We start from the raw sequence: 15252 nt of genomic DNA on the forward strand, positions 1-15252 counted from the left end.
TCGCGGGCTTTTTTTGTTATTGGGAAACCAATTTTTCAGTGGCCACTCTCGAGTAATTTCTGCGCTCTGGCGCGCAAGTCTTGTGAGTGGCTCCAAGCCACCACGCGTTCCAGATACTCGCGGGCCAGCGCAGTTTCACCCAGATGCGCCAGGTAAAAACCGATCGCTGCATTCAGGTTCAAATGATTGGGCTGCTGGTGATGGGCACTCAGCATAATTTGTAACGCCGATTCGCTCTCGCCCTTTAGCTGATACAGCACCCACAGCGTACGGTAACTAGGCAAGTAATTAGGCCCGGCTTCTACGGCGAGCTTGCCGTACTTTTCTGCCTGCTGGTAATCGTCTTCATGCCACTTGCGGGTTTTGCTGAGTGCTTGCAAGCGCAGTAGATAATAACGGGAAAGATTTGCCGCGGTGAGGTGGCTGACAAGGCCGAAATCACCGATGTCCTGCAGCATTTTCTCGCCGAATTTAAAGTCGCCTTTCTCAGCCTCGATTACCGCCATCGCCGTGAGGTTCTCCGGCCAACCGAGGCTTTGCTCCTCACTTTGCTGCAAATACTCCATTGCCAGTGAGGACTTTTGCAAATCCAGCGCCTGGTTCGCCAAAAGGAACAGGTGTTCATTTTCGTTTAGCGCGCGGCGGGGGATGGAGTAGGAATATTCCGGTATAGCTAAGCTATGGCGATGAATATCGTCGCGCATATAGGCGAGTATTTCCCGCTGTACTTCTGCCATTGGCTTGCCAAAATACTCGGCAAAGCTGGCAACCGGATCTTCACCGGCGGCGACAGCACGCAGGTAACTTTCGGTAGCCGTGCGATAGTCCGGGTGGCCGACATTGTGGCCCAGTTGCAGGTAATGGGTCAGTAACCAGGCACTGGCATAGTAGTTATTCCAGTAGCGGCTGTTGTCATGACCACTTGCTGCCGCGAGTGATGGTGGCGATAGCAGCTGTTCAATCGTTAGTGGTGCGTCTTTGGCCCAGGCACTTAATCGCCATTCTGGCAGGCCGCCCACCAGGACATGGTTTTTGCGCAATTCCGCACTCGCCAACAGTTCGGCAAAACCTTCCGCGTACCAGCGCGGGTAGGTCATGGCGCTGTGTTCGCGCATCAGATGATGTACGTATTCATGGAAGATCAATCCGGAACCGGCAATTCCGTGGTCACCGTCGCGGGAAAAGATTACCGGGCCCTGCCAGGTCTCCCGGTAAAACCCGGCAATTTTCTGATCGCCAGAGAACTTCACAAAGTCTGTGGAATTTCGGAAATGGAATACCCGCAGCTTTGCGTTTTCAGGAACTTCCTCAAGGCCAGTAAAGGAGAGGGCGGTGCGGCGGAACCGCTCCAGATCGCGCATCAAGGTGTTGACACGCTGCTCAGAAACATCGGAATACACGGTGAAGTTTTCCGACTGGTATTCATACCAGTCGGCAGCAGCAATGCGCACGCTGAACGACAATAAAATTACCGGAAGAAAAAACCACAGGCATCGTGTCACAGACATCTACTCCCCCGCGTACACGCGGTTTTACCGGATAGGGTGCGACTATGAATTACTCAGCATCCTGGCGCAGCGTGTCTTCTATCCAGCTGCGCAGGCGCACGACTTCTTTTTCGCCCAGTTCAATCGCCTCGCCGGCGCGCGCATACTCATTGCCACCAATCGCGCCGACCTTAGGCCGGATGAGCACATCGGGCGGAGCGCCCATCATGCGGGTGCGCTTGTGCCGGCGCTCGAGAATTTCCATCGCACGTCGCATAGTATCGAACATCCCCGGCGGGCTCGCCTTGGTCTCGCGACTGCCACGCAAATGGTTCAACTGTTCGCGGCCCTGTTCCACCAGTCGTGACAATCCCTCGCCAAAGCGGCGTTCTTGATCATTACTGCCAGACTCAAGCTGCTCCATTTCCTCGCTTTCGGCCTCGAGTAACGGAGTATCCGCAACCTGGGATGCGGCACTAATAACGCTGCGCACTTCGCCGTGCTCGCGATCCAACAACGGTGCAGCATCTTCGGTGACGTCGATGGCAATAACCGTGGTTGCACCCATGGCGCGACACACATCGACCGGTACGGGATTGGACACGGCACCATCCACCAGCCAACGCCCGGAAAGGTCTTTCGCGGACAGCAGTCCGGGAATCGAGCAGGAGGCGCTTACTGCTTCCTGCAGGTTACCCTGTTGCAGCCAGATTTCCTGACCGCTGTGCAGGTCGGTGGCAATGGCGGTGAAGGGTACCGGCAGATCCTCAATCTGCTTGTATTCCACCTCTTCGAAAAACGCCCGGAACGGCTTGATACCGCCGATCACCCCACCACTGAGGGTCCAGTTGATATCCAGCAGCGAGAGCACTTTCCAGTTGTCCAGTAGCCGCGCCCATTCTTCCAGTCGGTCGAGGTGGCCGGCAGAATAGGCGGCGCCAACAAACGCGCCCATGGAGGTGCCGGCAATCACGTGCGGATAGATACCCATTTCCTGCAATGCGCGCAGCACACCGATATGGGCAAAGCCTTTGGCCGCGCCGCTGCCTAGGGCCAGGCCAATACGCGGTGCGCCGTTGTTCAGACCATTTACCATGTGGATTCCAATGCCGATGGTTCAGTAAATAAATAATGACGCGGCTTGTGCGGGATTAAAATGACAAGCACAAAAAAAGCAGCCGAAGCTGCTTTTTCAGACCTGCTGTGGGAAGCAGATACGCGTTACTTGCCGGCTGCCTTGCGGATCGCCTGCAGGGTGCGCAGACGGGCTTCGGCTTCGGCGAGTTGCGCGGAAACGCGGGCGTAGTCGATATCCGCCGGGGCACTGCGCAGGGCGTGTTCCGCCTCTTCGCGTGCCTTTTTGGCTGCATCTTCGTCGATATCGCGCTCGGCGATGTCGGCCAGGATGGTTACCATGTTCGGCTGGATTTCGGCATAGCCGCCGCTCAGGAACAGCACCTCTTCATCACCATTGTCTTTGATGATGCGTACCGGGCCGGGCTTGAGGTGGGTGAGCAGCTGCGCGTGACCGTAGGAGATACCGAGTTCCCCTTCGACGCCGCTGACAATCACCATCTTCACCAGACCCGAGAAGAGGGATTCCTCTGCGCTAACAATGTCGCAATGTACAGTCATAGCCATAAGGCTACCTCATTCTCAGCTGTTTGCCTTGTAAGGCCCGGCAAAAACCGGGCCTTACGCGCGTGCCTTACTTCTTGTTGGCTTTCTCGACGGCTTCGTCGATGGTGCCGACCATGTAGAAGGCCTGCTCTGGCATATCGTCGTATTCGCCGTTCAGGATGCCCTGGAAACCACGGATGGTTTCTTTCAGGGAAACGTATTTGCCCGGTGCACCGGTAAATACTTCCGCTACGTGGAACGGCTGAGACAGGAAGCGTTCGATCTTACGCGCGCGCGCTACGATCTGCTTATCTTCCTCGGACAGTTCGTCCATACCCAGGATCGCGATGATGTCCTTCAGCTCTTTGTAGCGCTGCAGTACAGACTGTACGCCACGGGCTACAGAGTAGTGCTCCTCACCAATCACCTGCGGATCCAGCTGACGGGAAGTGGAGTCGAGCGGGTCAACAGCCGGGTAGATACCCTTGGCGGCGATGTCACGGCTCAGTACTACGGTGGAGTCCAAGTGGGCGAAGGTGGTTGCCGGAGACGGGTCAGTCAAGTCATCCGCCGGTACGTATACCGCCTGGATGGAGGTGATGGAGCCAGTCTTGGTGGAGGTAATACGCTCCTGCAGAACACCCATCTCTTCCGCCAGAGTCGGCTGGTAACCTACCGCAGACGGCATACGGCCGAGCAGTGCGGATACTTCGGTACCGGCCAGGGTGTAACGGTAAATGTTGTCTACGAACAACAGTACGTCACGACCTTCGTCACGGAATTTCTCGGCCATGGTCAGGCCGGTCAGCGCTACACGCAGACGGTTACCGGGCGGCTCATTCATCTGGCCGTAAACCATCGCTACCTTGGACTTGGCAAACTCTTCGACGTTAACAACGCCAGCTTCCTGCATCTCGTGGTAGAAGTCGTTACCTTCACGAGTACGCTCACCTACACCCGCGAACACGGACAGGCCGCTGTGCTCGGTGGCGATGTTGTTGATGAGCTCCATCATGTTTACGGTTTTACCTACACCGGCACCACCGAACAGACCAACTTTACCACCCTTGGCGAACGGACATACCAGGTCGATTACCTTGATGCCGGTTTCCAGCAGTTCGGTGGAGCTGGACTGCTCTTCGTAGGTTGGTGCAGCGCGGTGGATAGAGGAACGCTCTTTCTCACCGATAGGGCCACATTCGTCAATTGGGTTACCCAGTACGTCCATGATACGACCCAGGGTCTCGGTACCTACTGGTACAGAAACCGGCGCGCCAGTGTTCTTTACTGGCAGACCGCGGGAGATACCCTCGGAAGAACCCATGGCGATAGCACGTACAATGCCGTCGCCCAGCTGCTGCTGCACTTCCATGGTGAGGTCTTTGCCCTCAACCACAAGTGCATCGTATACATTCGGTACGGCGTCGCGCGGGAATTCCACGTCGATGACCGCGCCGATAACTTGCACAATTTGCCCGTTACTCATTTCCCGATCCTCAAAGTTCAAATCTTTCGGCGGTCGAATTAGACCGCTGCGGCGCCGCCAACAATCTCAGACAGCTCTTGGGTAATCGCTGCCTGGCGCGCCTTGTTGTAAACCAGCTGCAGTGCGTCGATCAGCTCACCGGCGTTATCGGTGGCACTCTTCATCGCAATCATACGTGCAGCCTGTTCACAGGCCTTGTTTTCAACTACTGCCTGATACACCTGAGACTCGATGTAGCGAGACAACAGTCCGTCGAGAATCTCGACAGGCTCTGGCTCGTACAGGTAATCCCATTCGTGCTGCAGTTGTTCATCTTCGTCTTTCTTCAACGGAAGCAGCTGGTTGATCTGCGGCTTCTGAGTCATGGTGTTGACGAATTCGTTCGACACCAGGAAGAGACGGTCGATCTCGCCACTGGCGAAACGATCGAGCATCACTTTTACAGAACCGATCAGTTGCTTGGCCTGAGGCTGGTCGCCCAGGTCGCGCACTGCTGCTACGACGTTGCCGCCGATGCTGTTGAAAAAGCTGGCCGCCTTGTTGCCGATCGCGCAGATGTCTACGCCTACACCCTGTTTATCCCAGGTGTGCATATCACGGATCGCTGCCTTGAACACATTGATGTTCAGACCACCACAGAGACCGCGGTCGGTGGATACCAGAATGTAACCCACACGCTTTACTTCGCGCTCTTGCAGGTAGATGTGCTGGTATTCCGCGTTGGCGTTGGCAATGTGGCCAATCACCGCGCGAATGCGGCTTGCGTAAGGGCGCCCCAGTGCCATGCGATCTTGAGCTTTACGCATCTTGCTCGCCGCAACCATTTCCATGGCCGAGGTGATTTTCTGCGTGCTCTTGATGCTGGCAATTTTTGTGCGTACTTCTTTTCCGCCTGCCATAGTGCTTTACCTTGTTCGCTCGCGTTGTTTCGCCCTGTACTCAGAGAGTGCAGGGCGAAAACGGATTACCAGCTACCGGTAGCGACGAATTTTTCGATCGCGGCCTTGAAGGCAGCGTCGATTTCGCCGTTGTAGTCACCGGTGCTGTTCACTTTTTCCATCAGCTCTGCGTGTTCGCTGTTCATGTAAGCGAGCAGGGCGGATTCAAAGTCCAGCACTTTGTTGACTTCTACGTCGTTCAGGAAGCCTTTGTCGGCAGCGTAAACAGAAACCGCCATGTCCGCGATGGACATCGGGGAGTACTGCTTCTGCTTCATCAGTTCGGTAACGCGCTCACCGTGGTCCAGCTGGGCCTTGGTGGCTTCGTCCAGGTCAGAAGCGAACTGGGAGAAGGCCGCGAGTTCGCGGTACTGTGCCAGTGCGGTACGAATACCACCGGAAAGCTTCTTGATCACCTTGGTCTGTGCGGAACCACCAACACGGGATACGGAGATACCCGGGTTGATCGCCGGACGTACACCGGAGTTGAACAGGTCGGTTTCCAGGAAGATCTGACCGTCGGTAATGGAGATTACGTTGGTCGGTACGAATGCAGAAACGTCACCCGCCTGGGTTTCAATGATTGGCAGCGCGGTCAGGGAGCCGGTTTTGCCTTTCACTTCACCGTTGGTGAACTTTTCTACGTACTCAGCGTTTACGCGAGCAGCGCGCTCCAGCAGTCGGGAGTGCAAGTAGAAAACGTCACCCGGGTATGCTTCACGGCCCGGAGGACGCTTCAGCAGCAGGGAGATCTGACGGTAGGCCCAGGCCTGCTTGGTCAGGTCATCGTAAATGATCAGGGCGTCTTCACCGCGGTCGCGGAAGTACTCACCCATGGTGCAGCCAACGTATGGAGCCAGGAACTGCATCGCGGCCGGATCGGCGGCGCCGGCGGCAACTACGATGGTGTGGTCCATTGCGCCGTGCTCTTCGAGCTTGCGCACAACGTTCGCAATAGAGGACTGCTTCTGGCCTACGGCAACGTAGATACACTTAATGCCGGTGCCTTTCTGGTTGATGATCGCATCGATCGCAACCGCAGTTTTACCGATCTGACGGTCGCCAATGATCAGCTCACGCTGGCCACGACCGATCGGGATCATGGTGTCTACCGCTTTCAGACCGGTCTGTACCGGCTGGTCAACGGACTGACGGGCAATTACGCCAGGTGCAACTTTTTCAACAGCGTCGGTCAGCTTGTTGTTCAGCGGACCTTTACCGTCGATCGGGTTACCCAGGGCGTCAACCACACGACCCAGCAGCTCCGGACCAACCGGGGCTTCCAGGATGCGGCCAGTACAACGACACTTCTGACCTTCTGCCAGAGACTTGTAGTCGCCCAGTACGATGGCACCAACGGAGTCGCGCTCCAGGTTCAGTGCCATACCGGTAACACCGCCTTCGAACTCGATCATCTCACCGTACATCACGTCGGCCAGGCCGTGGATGCGGATGATACCGTCGGATACGGAAACAATTGTGCCCTCATTCTGGGCTTCGGTGCTCACATCGAGATTGTCGATGCGGCTCTTGATAATTTCACTGATCTCAGAGGGATTCAGTTGCTGCATGCTCTGTTCCTCGATTCCCCGGCGGGGCTGCCCGCCGGGAAGGTAATTTAGGAGTTCATCGCCTCGGCGAGTTTGGCCAGTCGGCCGCGCACGGTGCCATCAATCACCGTGTCACCAGCGCGAATAATCGCGCCGCCCAGCAGGCTTTCGTCGACCGCGCTGTGCAGGTGCACCTCGCGGGCAAACTTCTTGCTGAGTGCCTGGGTGAGGCGCTGGGACTGTTCGTCGCTGAGCGGGCGGGCAGAGATAACTTCCACTTCGAGAGTGGCTTCTGCCTGGGCCTTCAGGTCTTCGAACAGTTCGGAAATTTCCGGCAGCAGCGGCAGGCGGTGGTTTTCCGCCAGCAGCTTGATGAAGTTCTGCATGGACGGGTCGAAATCGCCACATACAGACAGGAATTTTTCCGCGCGCACTTCACTGGTCAGCTGCGGGTTATCCAGCAGCTCGCCAACTTTTTCGTTCTGGCTGACCGCCGCTGCGGTTACCAACGCCGCGCTCCAACCACTGAGGTCGGAGGCTTGCTGGGCGTGGGCAAATGCCGCTTTTGCGTAAGGCCGGGCCAGAGTGCTGAGTTCCGCCATGGGTTCCTCGCTTACAGCTCGGCTGCCAGTTTCTCAATCATGTCATCGTGTGCCTTGGCATCGATGTTGATTGAGAGGATTTTTTCTGCGCCGGCAACAGACAGGGCAGCAACACGGGTGCGAAGTTGTTCTTTCGCTCGGTTTACTTCCTGTTCGATTTCCGCCTGTGCGGCAGCTTTCAGGCGATCGCCTTCGCTGCGCGCAGCCTCTTTGGCTTCATCAACGATTTGGTTGGCGCGCTTGTTGGCACCATCGATGATTTCTGCCGCTTGGGCTTTGGCTTCTTTCAGTTGCTCGGCCGCTTTGCGCTGAGCCAGTTCAAGATCTTTTTCTGCGCGCTCGGCTTCTTGCAGACCAGTGGCAATTTTTTGCTCACGTTCCTGCATAACACCCAGCAGGGCCGGCCAGACGTACTTCCAGCAGAACCATACAAAGGCGAAAAAGGTGATCGACTGGCCGATCAGAGTCAGGTTGATATTCACACCGACACCTCTTGCTCTTTCAAAAATGGGTTAAAGGGCAATTGGAACGATGGGATTAACCAGCCAGACCAGGAGCAACCGCGAAAATCAGGTACATAGCGATACCAACACCGATCATCGGTACGGCGTCGAGCAGACCAGCCATCAGGAACATTTTGCCTTGCAGGGCAGGAGCCTGTTCCGGCTGACGAGCAGAACCTTCCAGCAGTTTGCCACCCAGGGTGCCGAAACCGATAGCAGTACCCAGTGCGCCCAGACCGATCAGCAGTGCAGCAGCTACGTATACCAGACCTAATGCTTCCATTGTTTTCTCCAAAAGTAAGTTAAGAGTTGTTGAAGTTGAAAGTGAGTGAAAAAAGTCAGTAAACCGACAAATTCTTTACAGCTGGCACGACCTTACTGGTCGTGCGCGTGCTCTTCTTCCCGGTCGTGCGCCATGGCCATGTACACGGTAGTCAGTACCATGAATACGAAGGCCTGCAGGGTAATTACCAGGATGTGGAAAATCGCCCAGCCCATCTGCAGGAAGCTGGCGCCGATAAAGCCCAGAACGCCAACACCGAATACGATGGCGATCAGGATGAAAATCATCTCACCCGCGTAGAGGTTACCGAACAGACGCAGGCCGAGAGATACAGGCTTGGCGATCAGGGAAACCGCTTCCAGCAGGAAGTTGAACGGGATCAGGAAGATGTCTACGTACCACTTGCCGGAGTGGAAGGGGTGCAGAGTCAGTTCCTTAACAAAGCCCATCAGGCCTTTTTCTTTCACGCTGAAGAAAATCATCAGGGCGAACACCGCCAGCGCCATACCCAGGGTGGCGTTCAGGTCGGTGGTAGGAACAACCTTGAAGTAGACGTGATGCGGATCGGCACCGGTCAGGGCAGAGGTACCGTGGGCGAACGCCAGCGGCAGCCAGTCAACCGGGATCAAATCCATCAGGTTCATCAGGAATACCCACACGAAGATGGTCAGGGCCATCGGTGCAACCATGCTGTTGCGGTGCGGGAAGGTGTCTTTAACGGTTTTGTCGATGAAGTCGACGATGACTTCGACGAAGCTCTGGAAACCGGTGGGAACACCAGCGGTGGCTTTCTTTGCCGCGCGGGCGAACAGGAAGCAGAAAATCAGACCAAGACCAATGGACCAACCCAGGGTGTCCAGGTGCACGGCCCAGAAACCCATATCGGCGGCTTCCTGGCTGCTGTGTGCAATCGTCCAGGTGGATTCGGAAAGTACGGTTCCATCGGTGCGGGTGTAACCCGCTGGAAGTTTACCGTATGCAAGATTTTGCAGGTGGTGCTGGATATAACCCGTCGCGGTTTGTTCGGCAGCCATAGTTCCTCAACACGTTTTAAGATGAAAAATCTGTTTCGTGGAACCCCGAACCTGCGCGGCCTTGGTTTTCGGCCCTGAACAAAAGCGCAGTCACTCTTCGAGGCTCCCCGCCCCCCGCTAACCTTTGGTATGCAGGCGGGCTACGAGAATCCATTGCAAAATCACGCACAAGCCGTAACTGATAAACAGCACTGCGGGGTTCAGCGTTTTGACGCTGGCAAACACCAGCGCAAACCCCACCAGGGTCATTACGAACTTGCCGGTTTCGGCGCGGTAGAAACTTCCCACCGCGCGCTGGCTGGCGCGCGCTCCGCGAATCTTGCCGCGGTTCGGCCCTAACAGCTCAAAGGCACGCAAACCAAAATACAGATTGGGCACCACACACAGGGCGCCGCCAAGCAGGGCGGAAAGGGCGATGACACGTCCCAGCGTGAATTCGAGCGCCACTACAGCCAGCAAAACAACCGCTAGCTGGATCAGCGAAATCTGTACAACTGGGGGATTACGCATAGGCGGGAACAGGCCGGCCAAATTTTCTTTTCCGCCCAAAATTTGGGCGTGCGAATTATGTCGGAACGAGGCTGCCGATTCAACTAGCAAATCTCGTCAGATGGTATGACTTTCGCGGTCGTTTACCACCTGTTTCGGTGATAGTAAGTACTTACATATCGAGGGGTTATTTGGCAGCAGAGGTGCCAGCGAACAGAGAAGTATGCGCCAAAACACCGCACTGGTTTGGCGCATTTTTTACAAAAACGTTGCAATAGTAACGTTTCCAGAGCATCTGGGCGGCAAGCAAATCAGTCTTCGCTGTAGCCCAGGTGGGCCAAAATGCCGTCCAGCTCATCCAGGCTGGTGTACTTGAGTACCAGCTTGCCGGCACCTTTTTCGCCGTGATCGATCGACACTGGAACACCAATTTTTTCTGCCAGCTTTTCACTCAGACGGCGAATATTGGGGTCCACCGGGGCTTTCTTCGGTTTCGGCTTGCCCGCCTGGGCCTGGACGTTGCGTACCAGCGCCTCGGTCTGGCGCACGGTCAAACCGCGGTCGACCACCTGGCGGGCAGTGGCTTTCTGGTCTTCACCGGCGAGGCCGAGCAGCGCCTTGGCGTGGCCGGTTTCGATATCGCCGCGCTCGAGGAAGGTGCGCACCTCGTCGGTGAGGCTCAACAGGCGCAGCAGGTTGGTCACTGCGGTGCGGGATTTACCCACGGCCTCGGCCACCTGCTGCTGGGTGAGCTCGAATTCATCCTGCAGGCGCTTGAGCGCCACCGCCTCTTCAACCGGGTTCAGGTCTTCGCGCTGGATATTCTCGATCAGCGCCATGGCGATAGCGGCTTCGTCGGCCACTTCGCGAACCAGGGCGGGGACTTTATCCAACTCGGCGAGCTGGGCCGCGCGCCAGCGGCGTTCACCGGCGATGATCTCGTATTTGCGCTCACCGACAGGGCGTACCACGATGGGCTGCATAATGCCCTGGGCGCGGATGGAGTCGGCCAGTTCTTGCAGGGACTCCTGCGGGAAGTCGCGGCGCGGCTGGTAGCGGCCGCGCTGTAGGAATTCGATGGGCAGCTCTTTGAGCTCTCCATCCACGCGCTCGGCAACATCGCCGTTGCGCTCGCCCGTGGCCACGGCAATGGCTTCGCTGGCATTGTTGCTGATCAGATGGGAAAGCCCTTTCCCGAGGCCCTTGCGTTTCGCGGCCATAGGTTTGTTACCTCAGTCTTAAACCGCTTCCGCTACCGGGCGTGGTCCACTGTTCTGGTTGCTATTCTGGTTTGCCGCAGTGTCGCGGCGGGTAATCTCGCCGGCGAGGGCGAGGTAGGCGATGGCGCCTTTGGAGCTGCGGTCATAGTCGAGCGCGGGCTTGCCAAAACTCGGGGCTTCTGCGAGACGCACATTGCGCGGAATGCAGGTGCGGTACAGGCGCTCACCAAAGTATTCGCTCAACTGCTCAGAAACATCACTGGTCAGGCTATTGCGCGGGTCGTACATGGTGCGCAGGATGCCCTCGATCTTCAGGTTCGGGTTCGCGGCCTGCTGGACCTGCGTAATGGTGTCAATCAGGGAGGACAGGCCTTCCAGCGCGTAGTATTCGCACTGCATCGGAATCAATACGCCGCCGGCGGCGCACAGGGCGTTTACGGTAAGCATGTTCAGGGATGGCGGGCAGTCGATGATGATGTAGTCGTAGTCATCGGCGACCTGTTCCAGCGCCTGGCGCAGACGGGATTCGCGGCCGTCCATCTCCAGTAATTCCACTTCCGCCGCGGACAGGTCGATGTTCGCTGGCATCAGGTCATAACCGCTGGCGGTTGGCACAATCGCTTTGCGCGGCGGCAGCAGGCTGGCCAGCACATCGTAGCTCGACAGCTGCAGCTCGCTTTTGTCGATGCCGCTGCCCATGGTGGCGTTGCCCTGGGGATCCAGGTCAATCAGCAACACCCGTCGCTTGTTGGCCACAAGCGATGCGGACAGGTTGACGCAGGTCGTGGTCTTGCCGACTCCGCCCTTCTGGTTGGCTACCGCAAAAATTTTGCTCAAGGTTCTGGTCCTGTTGGTCCCGTTGGCACAGTTCCTGTGGCGTCCCGGGCTCGCCGCTAGGCCGGTTTGACCGGGAGGCGCGGCAGCAAAAGCACACCCGCGAACATCAGCCCGGTGCACTGGTATTGATCTCAGTTGTTTTTGTTCCACCCCGGCATTGGAGCGGATTGCCAGAGCTGGCGGTTCAGTCCTCGCGAACAAGGACGATCAGGTGGCGCTCGGCGTCGCACCCGGGTACTCGCAATGGGTGCATCTGCTCGACCTTAATGCCTTTTGGCAATGCGCTCAACTCATCTTCCGGGATCTTGCCCTTCATCGCATAAAATCGGCCGGCTGGAGCGAGCAAGTGCTCACTCCCTTGCACCATATCCTGCAGTGAGGCAAACGCCCTGGAAACCACTCCGGCATATAGCTTCTCCGGCTGGTAGGCCTCCACCCGCTGGTTCACCACGTTGATGTTGGCGAGCTTCAGCTGGCTGGCCACCTGAAACTGGAAGCGCGACTTTTTGCCATTACTGTCGAGCAGGCTGATGGGGCGCTCGGGGTGGACAATCGCCAGCGGGATACCGGGCAGGCCACCGCCTGAGCCAACATCGATCAGCGGGGTCTGGTCGGCTGGACTGGTGCAACACAGGTTCACCACGCTCAGGCTGTCGATGATATGGCGCTCCAGCATTTCCGCCGGGTCGCGCACCGCGGACAGGTTGTAGGCGGCGTTCCAGCGCGCAAACAGGTCGAGGTAGGCCAGTATCTTGTCCTGCTGCTCCCTGGTTAACGCCAGCTGTAACTGGTCTGCCGCCTGCTGCAGGCGGTTTCGAAACTGCTCCATTACCTCACACCGCCTTTTTGCGGGTCAGCAGTCCGCGCTTCTTCAGCTGGATCAACAGCAGCGACACCGCGGCTGGGGTCACCCCGGGCACGCGACTGGCTCGCGCCAGGGTATCGGGGCGCGCGTCCGTTAGCTTCTGCACCACCTCGTTGGACAGGCCGGACACCGCGCCATAGTCGAAATCCACGGGCAGGGGGGTGTCCTCGTAGGCCTGCAGGCGCTCGATGTCGTCGCGCTGGCGATCGATGTAACCGGCGTATTTGGCGGATATCTCCACCTGCTCGGCGACACGCTCGTCGGCGACCGCTTCACCTTTGAGGCTGGCGATATCGGTGTAAGTCAGCTCCGGACGCTTCAACAGGTCCTGCAGGCTGTATTCGCGCGCCAGCGGCTGCGGCAGCTTTTGCTCCACGCTTGCTGCCGCTTCGCTACCGGGCTGTACCCAGGTTTCCTTGAGGCGCTGTTGTTCGCGGGCAATGGCTTCGCGCTTTTCGCAGAAGGCCTGCCAGCGGATGTCGTCCACCAGCCCCAGTTCGCGCCCCTTTTCGGTGAGGCGCAGGTCCGCATTGTCTTCGCGCAGCAACAGGCGGTATTCCGCGCGGCTGGTGAACATGCGGTAGGGCTCTTTGGTGCCGCTGGTGATTAGATCGTCCACCAGCACGCCGAGATAGGCCTCATCGCGGCGCGGCGACCAGGCATCTTTGTCCTGCGCCTGCAGCGCGGCATTGGCGCCGGCCAACAGGCCCTGGGCGGCAGCTTCCTCGTAACCGGTGGTGCCGTTGATCTGGCCGGCGAAGAACAGGCCGGAAATAAACTTGGTTTCCAGTGACGGCAACAGGTCGCGCGGATCGAAGAAATCGTATTCGATGGCATAGCCCGGGCGGGTGATATGCGCATTCTCAAAGCCCTTGATGGAGCGCACCAGATTCATCTGCACATCGAACGGTAGGCTGGTGGAGATGCCATTGGGGTAGAGCTCGTTGGTGGTAAGTCCCTCGGGCTCGATAAAGATCTGGTGGCTGTCCTTGTCGGCGAAGCGGTGCACCTTGTCCTCGATGGACGGGCAGTAACGCGGGCCAATGCCCTCGATCACTCCGGAATACATGGGTGAGCGGTCCAGACCACCACGGATAATGTCGTGGGTCTGCTCGTTGGTGTGGGTGATCCAGCAGCACACCTGTTGCGGATGCTGGGCGCGGTTGCCCAGGTAGGACATGACCGGCAGCGGCTCGTCGCCCCACTGCTCCTCCAGGCCGGAGAAGTCCACGGAGCGCGCGTCGATACGCGGCGGAGTGCCCGTTTTCAGGCGCTCAACGCGAAACGGCAGCGCACGCAGGCGCTCGGCCAGCGCAATGGAGGGCGGGTCACCGGCTCGGCCACCGGCATGGTTGTCCAGGCCGATATGAATACGCCCACCGAGAAAGGTGCCAGCGGTAATGACCACGGTTTTGCCGCGGAAGCGCAGGCCCGCATTGGTTACCACACCGGTCACTCGGTCGTTGTCGACGATCAGGTCGTCGGCCGCTTGCTGGAAGATATCCAGGTTGGGCTGGTTCTCGAGGATATTGCGAATCGCGGCCTTGTATAGCGCGCGGTCGGCCTGGGCGCGAGTGGCGCGCACCGCGGGGCCCTTGCGGGCATTCAGCACGCGGAACTGGATACCACCGAGATCGGTGGCGGTGGCCATGGCGCCGCCGAGGGCGTCCACTTCTTTCACCAGGTGACTTTTACCGATGCCGCCGATGGCCGGGTTACAGGACATTTGCCCGAGCGTTTCGATGTTATGGGTCAGCAGCAGGGTGCGACTCCCCATGCGCGCAGATGCCAGGCACGCCTCGGTGCCGGCATGTCCGCCGCCAATCACGATCACATCATATTGCGTGGGGTAATCCATAGGTTCAGCTCTGGGGTCAGCTTGGCCGCTGACAGGTCACGGTAAAAATCGGCCGCACATTATAGGCGCCTTGAGCTGTGCAAAAAAGCGGCATTTTGAAATTTCGTTTTCGTCGCTCTTATCTCTATTTAAATAAAGTTATACATATCTTATGTGTATGTATGTGTTTATGTTTAATGTAGTTATATAGGGCAGTGTTTTTTACGTATAAGTGAAAAAAGACGTTTAAAAACAATTGGTTAGGCTAATGATAACTACCCTGTAAACCCCTGCTTTTAGCAGGGTACAACCGCGGTATGGCAGTGTGGATGAGTGGGATAAGTCTGCACCGATTCGCGCACTCGTGTATTTGTCCCCATTTGCGTACCGGTTTCCCCCCACTTTTCCACTGTTTTTATCCACACTGCGCTGTTTGACGTGAGGGTTGGTGCCATTTTGTGAATAAGTCTGTGGTTTAACGGGATAACAGCCTGTGCGGGG

General features: G+C 57.5%; 15 protein-coding genes. All 15 read right to left on the minus strand.

Annotation, left to right across the window (positions count from 1 at the left end; all coding sequences use genetic code 11):
• Positions 1-35 precede the first annotated feature (35 nt).
• The 15 genes from AS89_RS0103915 to mnmG all read right to left on the minus strand — a co-directional run bounded on the left by AS89_RS0103915 (position 36) and on the right by mnmG (position 14772).
• Positions 36-1508, minus strand: a complete 1473-nt coding sequence (locus AS89_RS0103915) for a tetratricopeptide repeat protein (RefSeq protein ID WP_010131048.1) — start codon at positions 1506-1508, stop codon at positions 36-38.
• Between the two features lie 49 nt (positions 1509-1557).
• Positions 1558-2583 carry a patatin-like phospholipase family protein gene (locus AS89_RS0103920; protein ID WP_010131049.1) on the minus strand — a complete coding sequence of 342 codons (1026 nt, stop codon included), beginning with the start codon at positions 2581-2583 and terminating at the stop codon, positions 1558-1560.
• Between the two features lie 125 nt (positions 2584-2708).
• Complete coding sequence (locus AS89_RS0103925) at positions 2709-3128, minus strand: F0F1 ATP synthase subunit epsilon (protein ID WP_010131050.1); 420 nt, start codon at positions 3126-3128, stop codon at positions 2709-2711.
• Between the two features lie 67 nt (positions 3129-3195).
• Complete coding sequence (atpD, locus tag AS89_RS0103930) at positions 3196-4593, minus strand: F0F1 ATP synthase subunit beta (RefSeq protein ID WP_010131051.1); 1398 nt, start codon at positions 4591-4593, stop codon at positions 3196-3198.
• Between the two features lie 38 nt (positions 4594-4631).
• Positions 4632-5492, minus strand: coding sequence for a F0F1 ATP synthase subunit gamma (gene atpG, locus AS89_RS0103935; RefSeq protein ID WP_010131052.1), 861 nt, complete (start codon positions 5490-5492; stop codon positions 4632-4634).
• Positions 5493-5557: 65 nt separating this feature from the next.
• Complete coding sequence (gene atpA, locus AS89_RS0103940) at positions 5558-7102, minus strand: F0F1 ATP synthase subunit alpha (RefSeq protein WP_010131053.1); 1545 nt, start codon at positions 7100-7102, stop codon at positions 5558-5560.
• 47 nt (positions 7103-7149) lie between these two features.
• A complete protein-coding gene (locus tag AS89_RS0103945) occupies positions 7150-7683 on the minus strand; it encodes a F0F1 ATP synthase subunit delta (protein ID WP_010131054.1) in 534 nt (177 codons plus the stop codon).
• 11 nt (positions 7684-7694) lie between these two features.
• A complete protein-coding gene (locus tag AS89_RS0103950; protein ID WP_010131055.1) occupies positions 7695-8165 on the minus strand; it encodes a F0F1 ATP synthase subunit B in 471 nt (156 codons plus the stop codon).
• A 55-nt stretch (positions 8166-8220) separates the two neighbouring features.
• Complete coding sequence (gene atpE / locus AS89_RS0103955; RefSeq protein WP_010131056.1) at positions 8221-8469, minus strand: F0F1 ATP synthase subunit C; 249 nt, start codon at positions 8467-8469, stop codon at positions 8221-8223.
• A 92-nt stretch (positions 8470-8561) separates the two neighbouring features.
• Positions 8562-9503, minus strand: coding sequence for a F0F1 ATP synthase subunit A (gene atpB, locus AS89_RS0103960; protein ID WP_010131057.1), 942 nt, complete (start codon positions 9501-9503; stop codon positions 8562-8564).
• 117 nt (positions 9504-9620) lie between these two features.
• Entirely contained in the window at positions 9621-10013 is a 393-nt protein-coding gene (locus tag AS89_RS0103965) for an ATP synthase subunit I (RefSeq protein WP_029249770.1), read from the minus strand.
• 290 nt (positions 10014-10303) lie between these two features.
• Entirely contained in the window at positions 10304-11212 is a 909-nt protein-coding gene (locus AS89_RS0103970; protein ID WP_010131060.1) for a ParB/RepB/Spo0J family partition protein, read from the minus strand.
• A gap of 18 nt (positions 11213-11230) precedes the next feature.
• Complete coding sequence (locus tag AS89_RS0103975; RefSeq protein WP_010131062.1) at positions 11231-12049, minus strand: ParA family protein; 819 nt, start codon at positions 12047-12049, stop codon at positions 11231-11233.
• Positions 12050-12233: 184 nt separating this feature from the next.
• Complete coding sequence (rsmG, locus tag AS89_RS0103980) at positions 12234-12878, minus strand: 16S rRNA (guanine(527)-N(7))-methyltransferase RsmG (protein WP_010131063.1); 645 nt, start codon at positions 12876-12878, stop codon at positions 12234-12236.
• A 4-nt stretch (positions 12879-12882) separates the two neighbouring features.
• Positions 12883-14772 (minus strand): tRNA uridine-5-carboxymethylaminomethyl(34) synthesis enzyme MnmG, encoded by a 1890-nt coding sequence (gene mnmG, locus AS89_RS0103985; RefSeq protein WP_010131064.1) that lies wholly within the window; start codon positions 14770-14772, stop codon positions 12883-12885.
• Between the last annotated feature and the right edge of the window lie 480 nt (positions 14773-15252).

This window comes from Microbulbifer agarilyticus S89 (genome assembly GCF_000220505.1).
Classification (GTDB): domain Bacteria; phylum Pseudomonadota; class Gammaproteobacteria; order Pseudomonadales; family Cellvibrionaceae; genus Microbulbifer; species Microbulbifer agarilyticus_B.

Coding starts and splice junctions, on each gene's coding strand:
- AS89_RS0103915 (WP_010131048.1), bottom strand. CDS start 1,508: ATGTCTGTGACACGATGCCTGTGGTTTTTTCTTCCGGTAATTTTATTG.
- AS89_RS0103920 (WP_010131049.1), bottom strand. CDS start 2,583: ATGGTAAATGGTCTGAACAACGGCGCACCGCGTATTGGCCTGGCCCTA.
- AS89_RS0103925 (WP_010131050.1), bottom strand. CDS start 3,128: ATGGCTATGACTGTACATTGCGACATTGTTAGCGCAGAGGAATCCCTC.
- atpD (WP_010131051.1), bottom strand. CDS start 4,593: ATGAGTAACGGGCAAATTGTGCAAGTTATCGGCGCGGTCATCGACGTG.
- atpG (WP_010131052.1), bottom strand. CDS start 5,492: ATGGCAGGCGGAAAAGAAGTACGCACAAAAATTGCCAGCATCAAGAGC.
- atpA (WP_010131053.1), bottom strand. CDS start 7,102: ATGCAGCAACTGAATCCCTCTGAGATCAGTGAAATTATCAAGAGCCGC.
- AS89_RS0103945 (WP_010131054.1), bottom strand. CDS start 7,683: ATGGCGGAACTCAGCACTCTGGCCCGGCCTTACGCAAAAGCGGCATTT.
- atpE (WP_010131056.1), bottom strand. CDS start 8,469: ATGGAAGCATTAGGTCTGGTATACGTAGCTGCTGCACTGCTGATCGGT.
- atpB (WP_010131057.1), bottom strand. CDS start 9,503: ATGGCTGCCGAACAAACCGCGACGGGTTATATCCAGCACCACCTGCAA.
- AS89_RS0103965 (WP_029249770.1), bottom strand. CDS start 10,013: ATGCGTAATCCCCCAGTTGTACAGATTTCGCTGATCCAGCTAGCGGTT.
- AS89_RS0103970 (WP_010131060.1), bottom strand. CDS start 11,212: ATGGCCGCGAAACGCAAGGGCCTCGGGAAAGGGCTTTCCCATCTGATC.
- rsmG (WP_010131063.1), bottom strand. CDS start 12,878: ATGGAGCAGTTTCGAAACCGCCTGCAGCAGGCGGCAGACCAGTTACAG.
- mnmG (WP_010131064.1), bottom strand. CDS start 14,772: ATGGATTACCCCACGCAATATGATGTGATCGTGATTGGCGGCGGACAT.